Here is a 21,418-nt window from a genome sequence, read left to right as displayed (position 1 = left end):
CGGACGTTGCCGAATGTCTCAGGGATCGACTTCTAGCCGATCTTTGTTCTCCTTTCTTCGAGAACACTTGTCCCCCTGGGAGACTCATCATGCGTTATACTGAAACGTGGTTGACCAGTTCGGACGGACGGCGATTATTCGTTCGACATTTCACCCGTCCCCAGACTCCCGCCGGTCGCACGATTTTCTTGATCCACGGGGCTGCCGAGCACGGTGCCCGATATCGGCACGTTATCGACTGGTTTTTGAAGTCCAATTGGAACGTGGTGGTGGATGACCATCGCGGACATGGCTTGTCGGACGGTGTTCCGATGCACCTCCGACACTTCGACCAGTACCTCTCGGATCAGCGTTTGATCCAAGAGCATCTGGCACTTTCCCCCCGACATTGTGTCCGAATCGGTCACAGTATGGGGGGATTGATCACCGCTCGACTCGCCCAAGCCGATCCTGAGTTGGTCCCGGCGTTTATCCTGAGTTCGCCGTTACTAGGCATCCGTGTGCCGATCCCATCGCATACCAAGGCTGTCGGACGGGTGCTATCTTGGGTGGTTCCTCGCACACGGTTTCGCACGCCAATTCAACATGAAGACGTGTCTCGCAATCAGCATGTCGTCGACGATCGTCGAGCCGACATCCTGCTGCACCGGTCCGTCACTGCCGGTTGGTTTTTCGCCATTCAAGCAGCCCTTAAAGCCGTCTGGGAGCAAGCCAATCGTGTGACTCAGCCGTTTCTGATTCTCCAAGCCGGTGACGATCGCATTGTCGATCCGGACGCACCGGAGGCTTGGTTGAAGCAAACATCTTCAGCGGATCGAACCTTCCGCGAGTTTCCCGACTGCTTCCACGAATTGCATAGCGAGCCGGAATGGGAGACCGTTTTGGGGACGATCTCGCAATGGTTGGAGGAACGCTGGACCAGCGAGGGTTTCAAGTTCGCTGACGGGCACCCCCGCTCGGCTGCCTAGTGCAGTTTTCCTTGCCTGGTAGCAGTCTCTGATTCGTGGGTCCGGTCAACAAATATTTTCTCGCGACCTTCAGCGACGCAGAAGACCTAAGACGGTGTAGACATTTCCCGCTGCTGAATCCACAAAAAAGCAGGCCCCGAAGTCTCGGAGCCTGCTTTCGCTGATTGGATCTGCATCTTACGTCTGCAAGACGTTATGTCGTCGCCTTTTCAGCAGCCGGTGTTTCCGGTACTTCTGGTGCTTCCGGGGTTGCTGGCGGGACCGGTGGTTTCGGAGCCTTCTTAGCCTTGTTCATCGGCTTTTTGGCTTCTGGCTTCTTTGGTTCCGGTTTTTTCACTTCTGGCTTTTTAGCCTTTGGTGCTTTTGCTTCGGGCTTCTTGGCTTTTTTCGCTTCGGGCTTCTTCGGTTCTGGAGTTTCAACCGTCTCAGCCGGTTTCGCTTCGGCTTCAGGTACGATGTGCTCTTCGATGATGATGACTTCCGACTCCGAACAGCCTTCGCATTCCACGATAACTTCGGACTCACAAGAAGCGCAAGGCGCTTCAATGATGACTTCCGATTCGCATGGCGTGCAGACGGTTTCGACTTCGTAGTAAACCGTTTCGCAGGTTGTGTAGGTTGGTGTGCAGGCTGGTGCGGAGGACTTCGAGCAGTGTCCTGCAAAAGCCGGTGTCCCTAAAGCCAACACAGCAACTGCTGCCAATGAATGAGCTAACTTCATTTCTTCCCCTTCGACTTCCCATGGTCAGTCAATTGTGAATCAATCGCAATTTATACCGAATTGGTAAAATGGCGAACATGGGTAATATGATGGGGTTTCGCAGATTCCGAGGCAAGATGGATTTAAAGTTTTTAGTCGGATTTTGCGGAATTGTTGACGAGGTCGAGGAACTCTTGCTCGGTGAGAACGGTCACTCCGTACTCGTTCGCCTTCGTCAATTTGCTGCCGGCTTTCTCGCCAGCGACGAGGTAGTCGGTATTCTTGGAAACGCTCCCCGACGCCCGTCCGCCGTGTTGTCGGATCAGCTCTTTGGCACCATCCCGATCGAGTTCCGTAAGCTTCCCGGTTACCACGACCGTTTTTCCCGCCAACACGCCAGCTTCCGCATCGGCCGGTTTCTCGTCGACCGGATTGCCAAAGTTCAATCCTTGGGCACGGAGTTCTTCAATCAACGTCTTCCCAGCCTCGGACGCAAAGAAGGCATGGACGGAATGCGCGATAACGGCACCGATTTCGTCGACGTCAGCCAGTTCCGCTTCGCCTTGGGACATCAATTCGTCCATCGTGCCGAAACGGTCTGCCAACAAACGCGCGTTGCTTGAACCGACATGCCGAATGTTCAAACTCGTCAGCAAACGCCATAGCGGTTGTGACTTTGATTGCTCGATACCGGCCAGCAACTTATCGACAGATTTTTCGCCCATCCGTTCGAGTTTGAGAATTTCTTCCCGCCGCGACGCTAGACGATACAAATCCGGAATGGAGTGAAGCAGGCCAGCTTCGAGAAGTTGCTCGACCAACTTGATCCCCAACCCATCGATATCCATTCCCTCCCGACTGGCGAAATATCGCAGCGTTTCTCGGAGCTGAGCTGGACATTGAGGATTGACGCATCGCAGGTACACGCCCCCCTCATCTTTGGTTACATCAGAATCGCATTCCGGGCATGCGGTTGGTTGAGGAAACGGCGTCTCAGAACCGTCGCGAAGATGTTCCTCGACCCGCACCACATGCGGGATGATTTTGCCAGCTTTCTCGACAATGACGTGGTCACCCACTTGAACGCCGAGACGTTCGATTTCATCCCAGTTGTGCAAACTTGATCGCGAAACCGTCGTACCTGCGATTTGTACGGGCTCCAATTCTGCAACCGGCGTCAATGTGCCTGTTTTGCCGACTTGGATTGTGATGCTGTTCACCTTGGTGGCAGCTTCATATCGCTCCCATTTGTAGGCGATCACCCACCGTGGGCTTTTTCCTCGCGACCCAAGTTCGTCGCGAAGAGCGAAATCATCGACTTTGATCACAATGCCATCGACTTCGAAGTCTAGCGTGTGGATTTCTTCCGCCATCACGTTTGCGCGTTCCAACGCCGCTTCGATCGTCTCGAAAGCCTCTACGTTCGGTGTAACGGGAATTCCCATTTTCGCCAACGCAGCGAGATACTTCTGATGGGTTTTGAAATCGTGATCGGTGTATCCAACGCCGTGGGCAATGAAACGAATCTTGCGTTTCGCACAGAGCTTGGGATCGAGCAACTTCAGCGCACCAGCAGCGGCGTTTCGCGAGTTCGCATAGGGTTGTTCTCCCCGGGCCTCTTGCTCGGCAACCAACTTTGCGAAATCTGCATTGCCAATGTAGGCCTCGCCGCGAACTTCGAGTTCATGAGGCACATCGTTCCCGGCAAGTCGCAGGGGGACACCTCCAACGGTGCGGGCGTTATGCGTGATGTTGTCGCCCTGTTCCCCGTTGCCGCGAGTCACGCCTAGAGTGAGTTCGCCATCAACGTACAACAACGCAAGTGCCACTCCGTCGATTTTGTATTCGACGGTATACTCAAGTTTGCGGTCCGGCAGAAGTTTGCGAACTCGCTTATCGAATTCGATCACGCCGTCTTCATCGTAGACGTTGTCGATCGAGAGCATCGGCACGCGGTGCTCGACCGTCTCGAATCCGCTGATCGGTTCGCCGCCAACTTTCTTCGTAGGGCTGTCCGGTGAATCGTATTCGGGATACTTCTCTTCGAGTTGTTCGAGTTCTTTTAAGAGTTTGTCGAATTCGAGGTCCGAAATCTCCGGCCGGGCTTCTACGTAATACAGTCGCGTATGCCGTTCGAGTTCCGCACGTAGTTTCTCAATCTTCGTCTTCACGCGAGCCGTCATGAACGGGGTCCCTTCGAATGAAACCGTGCCCTACAAAACGAAACTGGCGGCAAACTACTGGGTTTCGGGTAGCTCTTTCGATCGATGCCGTTGCTGAGTTCGACTCTGCCAACGGTCCATGCCCATCGCCAGTACTGTGACGACGAGGAGCAAAACCACCTCCCAGAAAATGATCTGTCCACCATAGTTATTGATGGTACGAATTGCGGGAGACTGCGGATCTCCAAAGATTGCGGCCACGAAGGCCAAAATCGTCACCACGAACACTGTTGCAGCAAAGACAGCCAGACGAAAAAAAAGATTCAGCGGGGGCGACTGCTGTTCGTCGGTGGAGTCGTGGGAGTTCGAAGTCATGTGCGGACCGGATTTAAGAAAGAAAACCCCGCTCGCGAAGTTCTTGGATGTTGCCAGGCGCACTCTCGGTCACGCGATCGGCCACATATCGAAGAACGGCGATTCCGGCCAACGGCTTCGGAGCACTGAGAATCGCAACGCGATCTTCCTCTTCTTCGTCGAGTTGCCGATCAAGCTTCGCGACGGCTTCCTCGACAGAATCGGTGACAACGCGTTCGGCTCCTCGTCGATTCACCATTTTGAGATTCGAGAAGGCAGCCGTCCGGGCTAGCAAGAAATCAATCATCTGTGAGTCATCGGACTCATCGAAGAAGTCCCGAAACTCCGGGCGAAGAGTATCGGGCGTGATCAACTTGGGGCGTGTGATGTTCACCTGCCCCTTGCGAATCGTCACAGTTCCACCCGGTTCGTCTGCGTCGAGCACGAGATAGTAAGGAAGATCGTTATCCCCAAACGTGAATAGCGTATAGGGCATCGATCGTTCAATTCGCACGGAATTCCACGCTTCATGAAAGCGACGCTCGTATTCGAATTCCTCGAACAAAGGAAACCTTGACCTTTCCATTTCACTTCTCGGTGTTCGCAGCGGAACGACCATTCGACTAGCACACGATTTCAAAGGGATGCCCACTTTCGTCGACATCCCCCTGAGACGGAAGCTAGTCCTGCTGAACGGTCCGCAAGTCGCGTTCGAATTCCTGCAAGTACTCCCCCATGGAATCCTGCTCGCGATCCCATAGCCATTTCAAGGGGTACTCTTTGGGAATGTCGCGGTTGTTCTGTTCGAGGGCACGTCGCCAGTAAATCAGGGCTAGCATGCCTTCCTCGACCAGATTGCGGTCCTCCGCTAAGTCGTATTTGTTCGCTTCGCGGAGTTCTTTATCTTCGTAATCCGCTTGTTCTTCCGAGGCCTTCTTGAGCATATTGGAGAACTTCTTCATTCCGGATTCCAGCTTCTGCACCGATTCCGGTGGCGTGCCGTCAGGTCCGTAAACAAGTTCGCCACGTTTGAAAGCGAGACGCCCTTCGTACATTTCCTGGTGAGCATCGTTCATTTCCGGATCGCTCTCCAGCTTGGCTCGTTCTCGCCAATACCGGTAGTTGGTCAGATTCTGATAGAACCGCCAACGGGATACCTTCTCTTCCGGCGGAATTCCTTCCTGCTTGGCGAGCGCCCGCATTTCATCCGAAGTCGATTCCAGGTACATCTTGCCGGCACTGGTTTCGAACTCCTCACGCCCAAAACGTTCGATCCAGTCTTGGTACGCTAAACTCCATGCCGTCGCCGTTTTATCGGTGAACTTCCCTTCGCGTTGACGAGCATCGGCGTAATCAAAATACGATCGCGATGGATAATGCCGAAAGAGCATCGGAGCCATCAAACGTTGACGAATCCCCGGCAAAGAGTCGATCCGGTTGGCTTCGAGGAACCAATCCCGTGATGCGAGATAGTTGTCACGACCACGGTCGTTCATCTCAGGATCGACACCACCTTCGAACTTCGGATCGGGATCGCTGAGGAAGAATTGGCGGAAGAATCGCCATTCGTCGGAGCGACCGATCTTATGTCCGATCAACCGACCGACGTCCCAAGCCAATTCGGGAAACTTTTGGTTCCGCTGCTGTCCGTCTTTGGTGAACTTCGTGCCTTCCTTGACCCAGAAATACCGGTCTTCGACGGCGTCCCATTGGGACGACACATTGTAGGCTAAGTCCCAACCGTGATACCGCCAGACATCGAGAAAGTGCGGCTGAAGTGTGATGATACTGTTGGCCAAGGCCCGCATCTCTCCCCAGGCTTTGACCTTCTTCATTTCATCGTGCTGCATCCATAACTGATTGACGGCGATGCCCCGCATGCCCAGCAACACCAAGTTCATGGCGGCACTCGACGGATCGACATTCCCGAGCGTGCTTTCGCCAAGCTCGTATTCCGCCCGCTGTTGGGCGAGGATGCCACCGGGATCTTCTGCTTGGCCGTTCGCATCCTTCTTACCGGATGAGGGACGTCCCAAAAGAATGGTGGGAATCAACAGCAGCACGATGCCGCCGAGATAGACCAATTTGCGTTGCTGTGAAGACAGATTGTTCATTTGGACTCCAGTTCACGGAATCGCAAGGACAGATATCCGAGAAGAAAACACGGAATAAAATATGCAAATGTCACGGCGAACGCGGGTAAAAGTCCCGCTGACCAAGGCACGTCAAACCCTGCAGCCGCATATGGCGAGAGTTTGTAGACGCGGAAGTCGGGGAAGGTTTTGTAAACCACCCACAACCCGCCCAAAATTCCTTGGTCGGCCGCCTCGATGATTTCTTGACTACGCGATTGTTCCAAGTCGACCGTCGGATTCTTGTGGTCAATAATCCGTCTGACGGACTCCAATGACCCCCAACGATCTTCGAGCACCAATTTCTCTAAGAACGGATAGAAACCGGCACCGACAATGACCAATGTGATTGTTAATAGCGTCGCGACTGGTCCTTTGACGAATGTACTCGCCGTAACCCCGAAGGTGACGACCAGCAAGATCATTAGCCAATCCCCCGCGACGGCTTTGAAGTAAGTCGAAGCGAACGGTCGGTCCGGCGTACGAATGAATAAGTCAGGCCGAGCCATCCCGAGGTATTGGCCAGGACTCAGACAGAAAATCTCAACTCGCAACCGTCCGCCGTGACAAAGATCGTTGAACAAGTCGACCGGATCGCCGGTTTCGCTAAACAACTCACGAGGAATGTAGTGCAGGTCGCCATGATATTCACTCACGCGAAACAGGTGATCGACCGCGAGATTTGTCAGCTTGGCACTGAGTACGTCGGCATGTTCGCGAATTAACTCACTCTGTGTTTTCAAAGCCGCTGCGAACGCCTTTTTGTCGACATTTGTGGCTTCACCCGTCTCTACGATGGATTGCGCCGCCGACACAAATTGATCGACCGGGAAACCGGCATCGTCGCTCGAGAAGGGTTCCAGTACGGCGATGAAATCCCGATATCCGGCCGCAGCGGCGTTCAACTCGGCATCACTGACTTCGAGGGCCCCGGTTTCGATTCCATTCGCGAATTCGGCCATCCGAATCCCGGCTTGCTCGAACTCGCCTTCGTCGATCATCCCGGTTAATTCTTGAAAACTCACACCCGCGCCGAGTGCTCTCGCCGTTCGATCACGCAAGTCGCGAACGATCCGCATCCGACACAGAAGACCTTGCTTCATGTCCCCTTTGTTGGTTCGGAAGGACTCAAAGTGTGTTTCGAACTGGAGTCGTTCGGCAGAGACGAGTTCCACATCATCCCCAAGCTCTTCATTCTGCTTAGGGTCCAAACTGTACGATTCAATGTCGCCGGATTGTACTTCTCGTGTGACCGCATCCGACTCATCGATGTCATCGAAATCCCAAATGGCGGCCGCCTGTGTGGCACCAGCAATGTAGCTGCGGAAGTCCCAGACGTCCCCCACGTTGATCCCGAGTCGAGCAGGGCGACCATCGGGACCGAGGAACGAGAGATTTCCATAAATCGGCACCCGTGCGACCAAAGCGTCTTTCGCCGAAGCGGGCACAAGCCGGATGATCCAGAAGTAGCCAATCACCGCCATGACGGCCAAAATCAGGGTGCCGACAGCGCTGTAACCGAGGAGTCGACCCAGGTAGATTTCACTTCGGCGGGCAGGTTTCGTCACCACGGTGTGCATCGCCCGGTTTTTAATGTCTTGCGGAATCCCCCAACATGACATCAAAAGAACCAACGGCAAGGTGAGCCAGCTGATCATCAGCAACATGGTGGAGACGTGAACCTTCACCTGTTGCTCAGATGTGGGCATTTCCGAATCCGCCAGGAACCACCCGGCGAACATAAATAACGCCCCGAAGACGACAAACACCAGCAGAATCTTACGGCGGATGGCTTCCCGAATGGTGAGTTGCGTTAAGGCCCAGATGCGCTCCAAGGACAACTGAAACAAGTCTTCACCGGCACTTGCGAAACCAGCAAACACCTTGGAAACCGCGCTGCCGACACTGAAACCTGACGAAATCAATGCAGCGGCGAAAACCATCAAAACCGCAACGCCGAGGAATAGCCCGAAAACGATTCCCCAACTCAACAAACCATTCCAGAAATCGAACGGCGTCGGATTAAAGGACATGAATCACAGTCCGCGAAAGAAAGAAATTTGGAATAATCAAGACGACAACATTGGATAGTGGAACGGTGTCCACGGATTACTCGTCGTTCGAACTCGCGGTCGCGGTTTCGGGACTGTCGCTCGATTGTCCCGGTGGAACGAATCGCCGTCCCGGTCGGGCCTGACTTTCCTTCACCGTGTTCACAAAGAGATCATCGAGACTGTTCGTCGGATGCGTGACACCACGGATTTCAGCCCCGTGTTTGGCCAAAGCGGCACGCACATCGGCCATCGCTTCGTCACTAAGACTATCGGTACGCAACTGCGTTTCGCCCTGGGAGACCAGAAGTTCGTCGAAGCGACCGAGCACTTTCAATTCGCCAGAGTACAAAATCGCGATGCGGTCGCAAATTTCTTCGATGTCCGGCAGCAGGTGCCCACAGATGACGACCGTTTTACCTTGCTCGCGCAACCCTTGGATGATGTCTTTCATCTCCTGACGCCCGATCGGGTCCAAACCGCTGGTCGGTTCGTCGAGAAGGACCAACTCGGGATCGTTAATCAACGCCTGCGCCAACCCGATTCGCCGAGTCATCCCTTTGGAATACTCTTTGAGCTGACGATTCCAGAACCGTGGATTGAGTTTAACCTGGTCGAGCAGCTTCTCGGTGCGGTCTTTCCGCTCCTGCTTCGACATCCCGAAGAGTTTGCCATAGAAGTCGAGCGTTTCCCGGGCGGTTAGGAAGCGATAGAAATACGATTCTTCCGGTAGATACCCGATGCGGCTGTTCTTTTTCACCTCCAGAGCCGGTTCCCCGAAGATGCGAATGTCGCCTTCGGTGGGGAACAAGAGGCCCAGCAGCAGCTTCATCGTGGTCGTTTTACCACTCCCGTTTGGCCCCAAAAGTCCGAAGACCTCGCCCTTCTCAATCGTAAGACTCAGCGAGTTGACCGCACGTGTCTTACGCCGTCCCCAGAAGTCACGGTAGTCTTTGGTTAAGTTGCGAATCTCGATAACCGGTTCGGAACTCATCGCAGGCCTTTGATGGAAGTAGGGTGTCGAATTATGAAAAAACGAGAGAGAAAAACAAAATCAACCTGCCCGGAGCGATCACGCTCGTCACAACGCCTGGAAACCAGAAAACACGGTTGGGTTTGAAACCAACTACGTCGGATTTCCCCAAGTCGTTGGAGCGAAAATTGTCTATCCGCGCATGTTAGGGAATCTGCTGATAGACAGATTTTTTACTGTAGAGTCACGGAACTTCGATTGCAAGCGCCGATCATCGTTGCGGTTCCGTCATCGTCCACGGAGGGCCGATTCTAGGGATTCGTGGAACAAATTGCTCTCTGATGCCGCTTCCTTCACCGAATATTCGCAATGCAACGCTTAAAATCGGGCTTGGCGTTGGGAAAGATACTCTAACAGCGCTTTATCGAAAGGCATGCTGGTGTCGAGCGGCACATAGTCCGCCCCGACCGAAAGACACTCCTGCTGATACTTCGAGCGCAGCTCGTTCAGTGCTTCGTGATAATCCGCGCGGGCCCCGGAAGCGTCAAGCACGAGATGTTCGCCGCTTTCCGGGTCTTGAAAATCGACGAGCCCGTCGAACGGGAACGAGACCTCGGCTTCGTCAAGCACATGGAACACGATGACATCATGCCCGGCATGACGCAGGAGTCGTATGCCTTCGATGACCGGTTCGGGGTCGGTCAGCAAGTCGGATAACAACATCACCAAGCCGCGATGTCGAATCATGGCGGCCATCCGTCGCAGGTTCGCACCGATATCCGTCACGCCTTGCGGTTTTGCTCGTGACAGCAACGCCAGCATCTGCCCGAGCTGTGTGCGTTTGCTCCGCGGTGGCAAACTGCTGCGGATCACTTCGTCAAACGTGACCAGTCCGATCGGGTCCTGCTGGTGAATCATCAAATACGCCAGCGCCGCCGCCAGACAGACCGAGTAATCAAATTTCGTCAACTCTTGCCGATACGTGTACCCCATGCTCTCCGAAAGATCGAGCATCAAATAACCGGTGATGTTCGTTTCGGCCTGGTATTTCTTGACGTAGAACCGATCCGTCTTGGCGTAAACGAGCCAGTCGATGTCTTTCGGATCGTCACCGTGGTTGTAACGCCGGTGTTCGCTGAACTCGACACTGAATCCGTGAAACGGACTGGCATGCAACCCCGCAAGAAATCCCTCCACAATAAACCGTGCCCGCAAATCCAGTCGGGCAACCGTTTGGATGACTTCGGGCTTGAGATAACTTTCGGCGGTCCGCATGAAGTTTCGCTTCCTTGGTCGTCCTACGGCCGTGTGATGGTTTCGTTCAAATTGAGGATGGCACGAGCGACACTCGTCCAAGCGGCTAATTCAACGGGATCAACGGCATCGGAGTGTCGGAACTGACCCACCGCGAGTAAATCAGCGACAGCGGTCGGTTCCTCGGCGTACTGGGATCGATGTTGTTGCACCAAGTCTCGCACGAGTTTCAACTCTTCAGGATTCGGTGTCCGTGACAACACGCTGAAGAACATCGCTTCGATCCGGGCTTCGTCCGTGGAACCGGCGTTTTGCAAGATTTTCGCAGCCAAAGCGCGAGCAGCTTCGACATAGGTCGGGTCGTTCAGCAAGACCAATGCCTGCAGTGGCGTATTCGAACGAGGACGTTGGACGGTGCATTCCTCGCGGGTGCTGGCATCGAACGCCAACATGCTGGGATGCAAAAACGTACGACACCAATACGTGTAGAGTCCACGACGATACTGATTGTTTCCCGTGTCCGCCTGCCAGGTTCGGCGGGGGAAATTGAGATGACTCCAATATCCGGCCGGCTGATACGGCTTGACACTGGGGCCGCCTACGGTTTCATTGAGTAATCCGCTGACAGCAAGGGCATTATCGCGAATCGACTCCGCCGGCAAACGCCATCGGGATTGTCGAGCCAACCAGTAATTGAATGGGTCCGCTTCCCGTTGCTGGGAACTTGCGATCGAAGATTGACGGTACGTTTCGGACATGACAATCAGTCGCACGATATGCTTCACATCCCAACCGCTTTCGCGAAATTCGACGGCCAACCAATCCAATAATCGCGGATGTGTCGGCCACGAGCCTTGCGAACCCAAATCGCCGGGTGTTCTCACCAATCCTTCGCCAAAGAATAGTTTCCACAGTCGATTGACATAGACGCGAGCCGTGAGTGGGTTCTGCTCCGACACCAACCATTTCGCTAAATCGAGTCGATTCGCGCGTCCTTCAACTTTCAATGCTGGTAAGAACTCCGGCACGGCTGGCGTCACGACGGCCCCGGAATCGTCCAGCCAATTCCCACGTGGTAGCACACGAATCGTACGGGGCTTCACGGCGGTGGTGATCAGGGTTCGCGGAATGCTTTGATCGACCTGTTTCCGAGCCGCTTCTAGCTTCTTCAATTGGTTCCGAAGCGGATTCAGTTCCGGAGTGGCCAAAACGCGGACGTCTTCCGGTTTCGTCTTGCCATCGGGCTTCTCCGCCACCGCGAATTTCGGTGTACGACTCGCCAGTTCCGACCGCGTTTGAGCAATCTCGCCGTCCAATTCCTTCAACTTTCGGGCTTGTTCGACTGACGGGAAAGCTGTTTCCGCCTGCTGCCCGACGGCGGTCTCCTGCACGTCGGCGAAAAACGCCTCCATCGCGTAAAAGTCTTTGGTCAGCACTGGGTCGTATTTGTGGTCATGACATTCGGCACATCCCATCGTCGTGCCGAGCCAAACCTCGGACACGTTCCGTACCCGATCGGCCGCGTATTTCGCCGTGTATTCCTTCGGTTGAGCACCGCCTTCGCGAGTCGTCATCAACAGACGATTGTAGCCGGAGGCAATCCGTGTCTCGTCCGTGGGTTTTTCGAGCAAGTCGCCTGCCAGTTGCTCGATCGTGAACTGGTCGAATGGTTTGTTCTCGTTGAACGACCGGATCACATAATCCCGGTACAGCCAGATGTTGCGGTGATTGTCGCCGTGAATGCCGTTCGTGTCCGCGTACCGCACGAGATCCAGCCAATATTGTGACATCCGTTCGCCATATGCGGGTGAATCCAAGAACCGACTCACCAACTCCGCGTATGCTTCCGGCCGATCATCTGCGAGAAACGCCCGAACTTCCTCGGCGGAGGGCGGCAAACCACGCAAATCAAATGACAGCCGACGAATCAGAGTGGTTCGATCTGCCTGAGACGATGGTTTCAAACCCCGGGCTTCCCGTTGTGCGGTTATGAAAGAATCGATTGCCTGAGTCGTTTTGCCCTCGGGAACCGTCGGTCGAACCGGTGCAACATACGCCCAATGTCCTTCCCACGGGGCACCTTCAGCGACCCAACGCTTCAGAATCTCGACCTGTCGCGGGGAGAGTCGTTTATTCGACTCCGGGGGCGGCATGACCATAGTCGGGTCGTCACTCGTGACTCGTACAAGCAGTTCGCTCGCGTCGGCATCGTTCGGCTTTACAATATCGTAGCCGTCCCGCTCGGCGAAGAGTCCGCCCTTGGTGTCCAATCGCAAGTCGGCTTCTCGAACGCGTTGATCTGGACCGTGACAAGCAAAGCAGTATTCCGATAGAATCGGGCGGACGTCGCGATTGAAATTGACAGGTTCCTGAGCTTCCACGACCAAGCTGACGAGGCCAACCTGCAACACGGTCACTGCGAACAGTCGCGGAAGCGATGTCATATTTCAAACTCCTCAACAAACACTATCGACCGTTTCGAAATTTGCAGGAACAGACCTTGAGTTCAGCAACTTTCTCGGAACGTGTCCTCATATCATGTCGTCTTGGTGAATGAATTGCAAAGAATCGCAGTTGTGTAACCAATCTGAAACAGCGTAGGAAGCGAATGTCCGACGAATTACCGATTGATCCTCCTGAAGAATGGCCCACTGCCGAACCGGAACCGGAACGGTATGCCGAAAGACCGCTGTTGATTCTTTTAGAAAATTACGTTCTTGATACTATCGGCGAACTTGACGCACAGACGGAGGTTCAAGTCGGCAACGCGGTCCGATCGGCATTTGGTGGAAAAAAAGACTGGCGGAGCACGTTCCGAAAACAACTTGGTCTCGATGACATGATCGACGTCGAGATCCACGAACTCTGGGAGCGTTTTGGTGGAGAATCATCGGACAATCCGACCGTCCAACCGATACAATTCGCGAAATACATCGCAGACGTCTCTTTCGCCGACATCTGTTAAAACGCATTTCCCGCTATCAATTTCGGGATAGATTTTTTATTCGGCATCTCGTATGCTGGCAGTGATTGTTTGAATAATAACGATACAACTTTCGACCAACTTGCCTTCGCAGTTCGCGAGTCGGACTCCGTGCCAACTTGTGAATCGCGTGCCTTTGTCGATGGTTTCAGCGATTGCCCGCAGAAACCCAAAGTGCTTGGAGACGATTCATGATAGTTGATTCCGCGCGGTCAACTCTCCGCAAAGAACCGCAACGCCGATCTGGGTTCACCTTGGTCGAATTGCTAGTCGTGATGGCCATCATCGCCATTTTGATCGCCTTGTTACTCCCGGCAATTCAGTCTGCTCGGGAAAGTGCACGACAAACGCAGTGTTTGAACCACCTGCACCAACTTGGCATCGCCATTCAAACCTATCACGATCAGCACGGCGTATTCCCAGCAGGAAATACCGCAGCGCCTGCGACCGACATCAACGGTAATTCGATCACCTCGGTCATGATACAGATGCAATCGCCCGCGGTGATTCCCTATCAGGCACTCAATGTAAGTCCGCAACCGGCACCCGCTCAGATTCAGACGTGGGAAATGACGCCCGAGTGGCCGTGGCAAGCTGCGATTCTCGATGGAATCGAGCAGGGCAACGTCGATCCGCAATGGAATCTCCAAAAAGACCAGGGCGTGAACCTGCAAGCAATTGCGATTGAGATCCCAGTATTGGTCTGCCCCAGTGCAAGTTTGCCGGGTTTGAATTCGCTCGGTCCGCGAACGGGGTATTCGACCTATCGCGGCAACATGGGAACGACGATTGTCGACTCCAGCGGCTCTCAAGTGGCGGCACTAAATGGTGTTTTGTTCCCTGGTAGCGAAATCCGGATGCGAGATGTCCAAGTCGACGGCAGTACAAACACCATTCTTTGTAGTGATACTTTGATGGGGTTTTGGCCGGATGGCTCGAGTTGCTGTGCCCGACTCCGACCGGACCGACCGAACTTCGATAGCTATTGGACCAACGGCGGTCAACAACACTACTTTGGCTTCGGAAGTTGGCATGGCGATGTGTGTCAAGTTGCGTTCTGTGACGGTCGTTCCCAACGGATTTCCAAGTCGATTGATTCCACCGTGCTCAACGCAATGGCGACCCGCAACGGCAACGAACGGGTGAGTTTGCCGCAATAATCTGTGACCACATCGAGCTTCGCCATTAATACTGAACGCCTCGTCCTGATCGGATGAGGCGTTTTTTGTTAGCTGACGGAAAGTCGTCTTTTCGAGATCCCTCTGTTTTCGTTAGACTCCCACGCAATTCGTACACCGCGTTTTGAAGGCAGGGAAGCCGGGCATGAAGACATTACGTGGAAAAAAAGCACTCGTTACCGGAGCCGCATCCGGCTTAGGCCGAGCAATCGCCATCGCTTTGGCTAAAGAAGGTGTCGACCTCTTTCTACTCGATATCGATGAAGCGGGTCTCAGCGAAGTTGTATTCGAGGTATCGGCTCTGCGAGTTTGTGCCGTGGGACGACGGTGCGACCTCACGCAGCCCGGTGAAATCACGGCCGCCATCGAAGACCTGCACAACCGCTGGCAACACGTGGATATTCTCGTCAACAACGCCGGTGTGGCTTACTATGGTCCCACACACAAGATGACCGCCGAACAATGGGACTGGATTCTCGATATCAATCTGCGAGCACCAGTCCGTTTGGTTCACGAGCTACTTCCCACGTTGTTGGATCGCCCGGAAGCTCATATCCTCAATATGGGTAGTATCTCCGGATTGGTCGCCGGTGGGCGGTTTGCCGCTTATCACGTGTCCAAGTTTGGAATCGTCGGATTCAGCGAAGCGTTGCGAGCCGAATACGGCCGCAAAGGCATCGGTGTGTCAGTGCTGTGTCCAGGGCCGGTCCGCACTAAACTCTATGAGAACGCAGCCAGCGGTCGTTCCGATAAACCGGTTCCAACCCCGCCTCGATGGATCTGCACGACAGAGGAGAAAGTCGCCAAAGCGGCCGTCAAAGCCATTCGGAAAAATCGCCGAATGCCTCTCTTAACACCACTGGCGCACGTGCTGTACACAACAAAACGTGTCGCGCCGTGGTTCTTAGATGCCCTCAATCAAATCGGCAGAAAGAAGAAACACAAGCCATCGGTGACAAGTTCTACCCAATCGACACCGACACAATCGCGAGCCGCCTAGACAGAATGACTGTCTCTTTCCTCAGCGTAGTGCTTCTAGAATGCAATGTGCTACACACATTTACAAGCCAGCTCTCGCGACGCGAATCCGAAAGTCACCCGCGTTGAATTCCTGGTCGACCACGGCTGATTTGGATCGACAATAGTCGAACAATCTAGTTTTCAACCGGGTGGTTTAACTTCCAAACATACCCGGCGATCACTAACGCGATCCCGAGCAACAATAGCAGTGTTTCCCCCACCGAAAACGGCCAACGCCATTTGGGTTGAGACAAGCGTTTGATCCGCTGACGTCGAGCGGTATGTTTCGTAAAAGAATCGGGCAGCGGTGACGCCTCCGGAAGAACGAGGAACCGCTCACCGCAGTTCGGACACGGAACATTCTGTGGACGCGATAACCGCCCCCCGTTCCAAGACCGGCCACATCCGCACAGGATTTCGTAGGTGTTCGATTTACCGGAATCCATCACGTGAAGGCTCTTTCCAACTTCCGAATTGCGAGATTATCTGTGCTGTAGCGAATCCAACGAATACACCAACAGGTTGATCCGCATCACCGGACTAAGTTGCCAAACTCCTCCCGTCAGACACGCGATCCTATTTTGACCAATAGTCGAATAGGAAGTATAGATGACTGACGGCGTGTGTTCACTTCGCCGTCACGTCGCCCCAACGACTTTTTGTGCATGTCACAAGGCAAGGGAATCCTACATGTTTGCCGTCTCCGATCAACCCCCTGAGCACTCCTCGCGTCAAGGAGAGATGGCGATCGGTCTGGTTCTTGAACCGACGCGTCGCATTGCAAACGTCCAACCCATTTTGCTGGAACATGGCGTTTGGACGATCGGGTCCTCTGATGAGTGCGCCATCCGGTTGACAGTCCCCGGAATCCATGCCCGCCATGCGATCATCTCGGTTGAGCGTAACCAAATTTCTCTAGAGGCATTGGATTCACGAACGTGGCACAATGATGGCCCGTTCCGCAAAGTCGCACTTCAAATTGAAGATCGAATCGCAATCGGTCCGGTCGAGTTCCGTGTGCGAGCAGCCAAACCGGATGAAATCCGTACGCATACCAGAACGCAACCATCGGTTCCGTCCCATAGGGCCACATCCACAACTGCTGAAGATACGCCAAAGCAATCGGATTCAATAGGCTCGGGAAACACCTCGTCGCTACTCAACCTAGAAGCCGATCGCCTCGCAAGACTTCGGGCGGAACTCGAACGCAAAGCCGATGTCCTCGCAAGTCGCGAACATGAGTTAATCGCCGAAGAGCGTTCCTTTCATGAGGAAATCAGTCAACAACGGGCCGCTCTCGAATCCGAAGAAGCCTCGATCCGTAAAACCAAAGCGGAGCTAGCAAGACAAGAGGAAAGTCTCGCGCGACAATCTCGTATGCTGCAAAGTCGGACGGAGCAGTTCGAGCAGTCGACAACTTCGCGTGAAGCCGAGATCGCAACGGTTCAGGAAGAATTGGCGGCGGCACGTCAAACACTTGCAAATGAACGTGAACAGTTTGTCAACGAAAACAAGACAGCAAACGAATTGCTCGCCGAGGAACGGGCGAAACTCGACCAGGAACAACAACTAATTCGCACCGAACGTGCGGACCTTCGGGATCGAGAGATCAAGCTCAATCAGCAAGCAGATGAACTGTCGCAACGTGATCGCGAGTTGAACTCGACTCAAGAGCAACTCGACCATCAAAGCTTAGAGATTCAGCAGCGTGAAGTGGCAATCGCAGACGCCGCCGCCGAACAAGAGCGTCGGCATCAAGAGCTTCTTACCAAAGAGAGCGAGTACGAATCCCGAAAATCAGAACTCGCTCAGCAGCAACACGCGCTCGAACAAAGAACCGCGACACTTAATGAACAAGAGTCTGATCTCGGGAACAAATCGCGGGAGACACAAAGAAAACTACAAGATGTCGAACGGCATCACCTATTACTTTCTGAGTTCAAGGACGAACTAAATGCCGCATCGGCACAACTACTAGACCACCAACGAAAACTAAATCGTCGCGAACAAGAAACGGACAAGCAATCTTCAGAGATCCGACAGAAAACGCAAGAACTCGCTCAACTCCGCGAGCAACTTGAATCCGAGCGTTCGGAACTTGATGCGGAACGTGTTGAACTTACTGATGCCGCGAAACGCATTGACGAACGACTGGAAGCCGTTTGTCAGGCAGAGGCAACGATCGCCGATCAAGAAGATGGCTTGCGGGCTCGCGAAGAAAACCTGGCTCAGAAAGAACAGGAACTTGCAGACCACGAGCAGGCTTATCAGTCGCGGCTTGAGCAACTCAAGGCTGATGAAACACAACTCGCGGAACAGTTTCAATCATACGAAGCACAATCGCATGATCTAAACGAATTACGTTCGGAGCTAGAGTCTCAACGAGATACTCTCGACAAAGAACGGAGTGAACTTCAAGCAGAGCATGACAACCTCACCAAACAACGAGCGGAACTCGAAGAACGGCTCAACACTCTCGACAACCACGCGGAGGAGATCGAACGCGAGAAAGAGTCATTAGCCCAGCAGCGGGAGGAATTCGACTCTCACAAGGATTCGCTATATGGACAAACAGAGTCCCTCAAAGCAGACTTCGAAGAACTTGCAACTCAACGAGCAGAGTTCAAAACACAAGTCGCGGAGATCGAAGAACTCCGTCTGCAACTCGATAACAAAAAGCAGAAACTCGACGAACTCCAGCAAGAACTAGACTCTGAACGAGCCGAGTTGGATGACAGAGCACAACAGTTAGAGTCCTCCATCGAGTCACTAGCGAACGAACGCAAAGAGTTCGAGTTGAGGCAGAACGAGCTAGAGACAACTGCTTGCGATGACCTCGCGGAGTTACAGTCAAAACATCGTGATTTGCAAACGGCATTAGATCAACAGCATGAGGTATGTCAGAAACTAGAAGCTGACGTCGAACGTTTGCAAGCGGAACTTAAAGATCGAGATTCGCAAGTTGCCGAGTTGCGGGAACAACTCGCCGAAGCGAACGAACGTCTTGATCAAACAAACGATAGTGACAAGATCGCCACCGAGGACGTTAGCCGGCTCGAGGATGATCTCGCTACGCGATCGCAAGAGCTTGAAGAATGCCAAGCGAAGTTAGCAGACGCCCTCGCAGAGCTTGAGGATTCTCAAAACGTCGTTGTTAGTCAATCCGAAAAGTTGGAAGAACTACAACACTTGCTCGCTGAGCCTACTACACCACATCCGATTGACGAAGACGTCGATCAAAAGCTCGCGTTGTTGAATCAGGCTGAAGAACTCAAGGTTGCATATGAAGAATTAGCGGCACACCAATCATTGCTAGCGGATCAAGAGCAACAGCTCAACGAGCAATTCGAGCGTCTTGCATTACGTGAGTCGGAGGTCGATCAACTCCTGAGTTCTTTGGCAGATGCTAGTAATACGCACGGTGACGAAGGCGTTGCGTCTGCCGAGGCGTATCGTCCGTCGACGGACGATAAACCAGACGGTTCTCAAACTAGTATCGCACCATCTCACCAGTCCGATCTTACTAGTGAGTGGCAAGAGTTAGAGATTGAACGAGATCGTCTGCAGCGTGAGAAGCAAGAACTCGACGAACTGCGTGCTAAGTTAGAAAACCAAGTCACTGAGCCGACAGAAACACAAGCGTTTGATGTGGATCAAACGCTTGCGAATCTCAATTTGCCAGACGTTTTCGAACAACCGTTGAACGACACCTCTGAGTCTACTCAAGCGGAACAAATCGAATTGTGTTCGATAGACAGTGATCCTGAAGAAGTTGATGGCGACGACCTAATTTCAGAAGCCTTGGCGCGTTTGGGAGTGACTTCGGACGACAAGCCGGTCGATAGTGCTAGCGATAAGTCGAATGAGGAAACGCTCCCTCCGAAGACGACATCGTCGATGCATTCCGAGCTAGCAGCGATGTTCGGGATCGATCCGGCTGCAAAGTCAGAAGCATCGGACAACGACACAGCGGCCGACCCGTTCGATATCTTTGCGACGGCCGAGCAGTCCGAGAATGATACGCCGGTTGCACAGGATACTCATAACGTTGAGGAGGAGGAGGTCAAACCGGAAACACCGTCCGATGTGAATCCGGCGAACCAGAACCAAGAAGAGATCGATGTCGACGATCCAGACTCGATCGCGCTTTACATGGAGCGACTTCTCGCACGAAATCGCCGACCAGGGTCGGGGACACCGTCGAACACGGGACCGTCACAACCTGTGCAGAAACCCGCGGCAACGAGTGTCAAGAAGCAACCGGAGAACGAAGTTCCTGCAGTCGTCGTAGAAGAGTCGAAGCCGGTCGAACCACGGGCTCCGAGAAAGAAGATCGACAAGGAAGCCGAACGGGCCGGGTTAGCAACAATGCGTGAGTTGGCAAACTTCACAGCTCAAAGTGCGGTTGCTCGACATAGTTGGAACAAGTTACGCAACGCCGTTGTGCTAAAAATTGGATTGGCCACAACTTGCTTTGCAACGGCTGGGGTCTTGGTTGCCTACGAGTTGCCTTACTCAATGTTCTTCGCCCCCGTTGCGGCTTTAAGTGGCGCTTATCTTTGCTATGACCTGATCAATTCGGTACGCGAACTGAAACGCATGCCGAAGTCGAAAAAACGCAAGAACAACGTCGAAGAGTAGTCGCGTTCACATCGGTCTTATGTGCATTGCGGACTAATACCTTCGTCCGACTTCGACAGAGTCTCCCACGGTACGGTTGCCGTTATGTGTGTGCCCGGTAGCGGCAAAGGGATGCGATTTAGAACCAGCGGATCTTGAAGAGTTTCGCGAAAGAGCGTTCTGGTAACGGAGTTTCCTGCGACGACTCCACGGTTTTATAGGTTCCGAAAACCCGGTCCCAAACGTCGACGAGAATGCCGAAATTGTGACGCCACATTTTATGATGGTGATGCAAGTGGTGAACAGGTCGCGGGAGCCAAAACACCATCTCGGGGTATTCGTGCTGCAGCTGATGGGCGTAGGCGGAAAGTGCGGCGTAGACGATACCTCCCGAGGCGTAACCGATTCCTGCCGGAACGGACACAAGAAATCCGAACCACAGAATCGGTACGCTGCCAAGCGCGTAATCTCGAAACTCTCCTAGCCATCCCTGCCCTTCGCCATCTTGGTGATGTCGGGCGTGTTTTCTTCCGAGCAGCGTTCCCGAGTGCATCCAACGGTGGACAACATATTCCACCAAGCTCGCAAATATGAGAGCCGTTCCGAACGCGATTGCAAACTCGGTGAGGTCGGATCGTGTCATCATGGATGTCGAATCAGTTTCCGGCAACTGTAACGAACCTGCATCTAACGGTCGGCTCGAACTGACCGTCGCGTCATTTCACTTCCCTCAGATCGTTATCATTTCTAACAAATATTATCTTCGCATCGAGCCCTGAATCAATGTTCTATTGGAAAGGTTGTCAATTCTACACAATCGGGACTTAGAAGCTAGGGGTTTGTACTTCGCATGCTGAGTACCGAAAGCTAGCGAACTTAGGCCTAGTTTTCGGATTAGGCCGACTCTTGCGATTGCTCCTGAGATGTTGAATGTGGGGGTGATATTTGGTCGAAAGGATTATCACGGTTCGTCCGATCGACGGTCCTGTGGTCGATACAAACTCGATGAAATGGAAACGCCCA

General features: G+C 53.5%; 16 protein-coding genes. 5 read left to right on the top strand and 11 right to left on the bottom strand.

The window, feature by feature from the left end; genetic code table 11:
* Positions 1-89 precede the first annotated feature (89 nt).
* On the top strand, positions 90-968 hold the full coding sequence (locus AC5DDB_RS15510) for an alpha/beta hydrolase (RefSeq protein ID WP_491740647.1): 879 nt from the start codon (positions 90-92) through the stop codon (positions 966-968).
* A 193-nt stretch (positions 969-1,161) separates the two neighbouring features.
* Here the strand turns inward: AC5DDB_RS15510 and AC5DDB_RS15505 are convergent, their stop codons facing one another.
* The 9 genes from AC5DDB_RS15505 to AC5DDB_RS15465 all read right to left on the bottom strand — a co-directional run bounded on the left by AC5DDB_RS15505 (position 1,162) and on the right by AC5DDB_RS15465 (position 13,038).
* Entirely contained in the window at positions 1,162-1,689 is a 528-nt protein-coding gene (locus tag AC5DDB_RS15505) for a hypothetical protein (RefSeq protein WP_491740646.1), read from the bottom strand.
* Between the two features lie 131 nt (positions 1,690-1,820).
* Positions 1,821-3,851, bottom strand: a complete 2,031-nt coding sequence (ligA, locus tag AC5DDB_RS15500) for an NAD-dependent DNA ligase LigA (RefSeq protein ID WP_491740645.1) — start codon at positions 3,849-3,851, stop codon at positions 1,821-1,823.
* 54 nt (positions 3,852-3,905) lie between these two features.
* Positions 3,906-4,205, bottom strand: a complete 300-nt coding sequence (locus AC5DDB_RS15495; RefSeq protein ID WP_491740644.1) for a hypothetical protein — start codon at positions 4,203-4,205, stop codon at positions 3,906-3,908.
* 13 nt (positions 4,206-4,218) lie between these two features.
* Positions 4,219-4,770 carry a hypothetical protein gene (locus AC5DDB_RS15490; RefSeq protein WP_491740643.1) on the bottom strand — a complete coding sequence of 184 codons (552 nt, stop codon included), beginning with the start codon at positions 4,768-4,770 and terminating at the stop codon, positions 4,219-4,221.
* 94 nt (positions 4,771-4,864) lie between these two features.
* Positions 4,865-6,298 (bottom strand): hypothetical protein, encoded by a 1,434-nt coding sequence (locus tag AC5DDB_RS15485; protein ID WP_491740642.1) that lies wholly within the window; start codon positions 6,296-6,298, stop codon positions 4,865-4,867.
* A complete protein-coding gene (locus AC5DDB_RS15480) occupies positions 6,295-8,349 on the bottom strand; it encodes an ABC transporter permease (RefSeq protein ID WP_491740641.1) in 2,055 nt (684 codons plus the stop codon). The genes AC5DDB_RS15485 and AC5DDB_RS15480 overlap by 4 nt, the downstream gene beginning before the upstream one ends.
* 76 nt (positions 8,350-8,425) lie before the next feature.
* A complete protein-coding gene (locus tag AC5DDB_RS15475; RefSeq protein WP_491740640.1) occupies positions 8,426-9,361 on the bottom strand; it encodes an ABC transporter ATP-binding protein in 936 nt (311 codons plus the stop codon).
* A 357-nt stretch (positions 9,362-9,718) separates the two neighbouring features.
* The gene (locus AC5DDB_RS15470; protein ID WP_491740639.1) at positions 9,719-10,615 is read right to left on the bottom strand and encodes a DUF58 domain-containing protein; all 897 of its coding nucleotides are present in this window, start codon (positions 10,613-10,615) and stop codon (positions 9,719-9,721) included.
* A 23-nt stretch (positions 10,616-10,638) separates the two neighbouring features.
* Positions 10,639-13,038 carry a PSD1 and planctomycete cytochrome C domain-containing protein gene (locus AC5DDB_RS15465; protein ID WP_491740638.1) on the bottom strand — a complete coding sequence of 800 codons (2,400 nt, stop codon included), beginning with the start codon at positions 13,036-13,038 and terminating at the stop codon, positions 10,639-10,641.
* A gap of 164 nt (positions 13,039-13,202) precedes the next feature.
* On the opposite strand from AC5DDB_RS15465, the gene AC5DDB_RS15460 reads away from it, so the two are divergent.
* The 3 genes from AC5DDB_RS15460 to AC5DDB_RS15450 all read left to right on the top strand — a co-directional run bounded on the left by AC5DDB_RS15460 (position 13,203) and on the right by AC5DDB_RS15450 (position 15,755).
* Positions 13,203-13,559, top strand: coding sequence for a hypothetical protein (locus AC5DDB_RS15460; protein WP_491740637.1), 357 nt, complete (start codon positions 13,203-13,205; stop codon positions 13,557-13,559).
* A 209-nt stretch (positions 13,560-13,768) separates the two neighbouring features.
* Positions 13,769-14,737 (top strand): DUF1559 family PulG-like putative transporter, encoded by a 969-nt coding sequence (locus tag AC5DDB_RS15455; RefSeq protein ID WP_491740636.1) that lies wholly within the window; start codon positions 13,769-13,771, stop codon positions 14,735-14,737.
* Between the two features lie 163 nt (positions 14,738-14,900).
* The gene (locus AC5DDB_RS15450; RefSeq protein ID WP_491740635.1) at positions 14,901-15,755 is read left to right on the top strand and encodes an SDR family NAD(P)-dependent oxidoreductase; all 855 of its coding nucleotides are present in this window, start codon (positions 14,901-14,903) and stop codon (positions 15,753-15,755) included.
* 154 nt (positions 15,756-15,909) lie between these two features.
* On the opposite strand, the gene AC5DDB_RS15445 is transcribed toward AC5DDB_RS15450, so the two are convergent.
* On the bottom strand, positions 15,910-16,221 hold the full coding sequence (locus tag AC5DDB_RS15445; RefSeq protein WP_491740634.1) for a hypothetical protein: 312 nt from the start codon (positions 16,219-16,221) through the stop codon (positions 15,910-15,912).
* Positions 16,222-16,465: 244 nt separating this feature from the next.
* Here AC5DDB_RS15445 and AC5DDB_RS15440 point away from each other — a divergent pair, with 244 nt between their 5' ends.
* Positions 16,466-20,416, top strand: a complete 3,951-nt coding sequence (locus tag AC5DDB_RS15440; protein ID WP_491740633.1) for an FHA domain-containing protein — start codon at positions 16,466-16,468, stop codon at positions 20,414-20,416.
* A 118-nt stretch (positions 20,417-20,534) separates the two neighbouring features.
* On the opposite strand, the gene AC5DDB_RS15435 is transcribed toward AC5DDB_RS15440, so the two are convergent.
* Positions 20,535-21,041, bottom strand: coding sequence for a sterol desaturase family protein (locus tag AC5DDB_RS15435; protein WP_491740632.1), 507 nt, complete (start codon positions 21,039-21,041; stop codon positions 20,535-20,537).
* Positions 21,042-21,418: the final 377 nt, after the last annotated feature.

Source organism: Thalassoroseus sp., assembly GCF_984380535.1.
The sequence above is the reverse complement of the archived record's forward strand: the minus strand, read 5'-3'. Positions and strand labels throughout refer to the sequence as shown.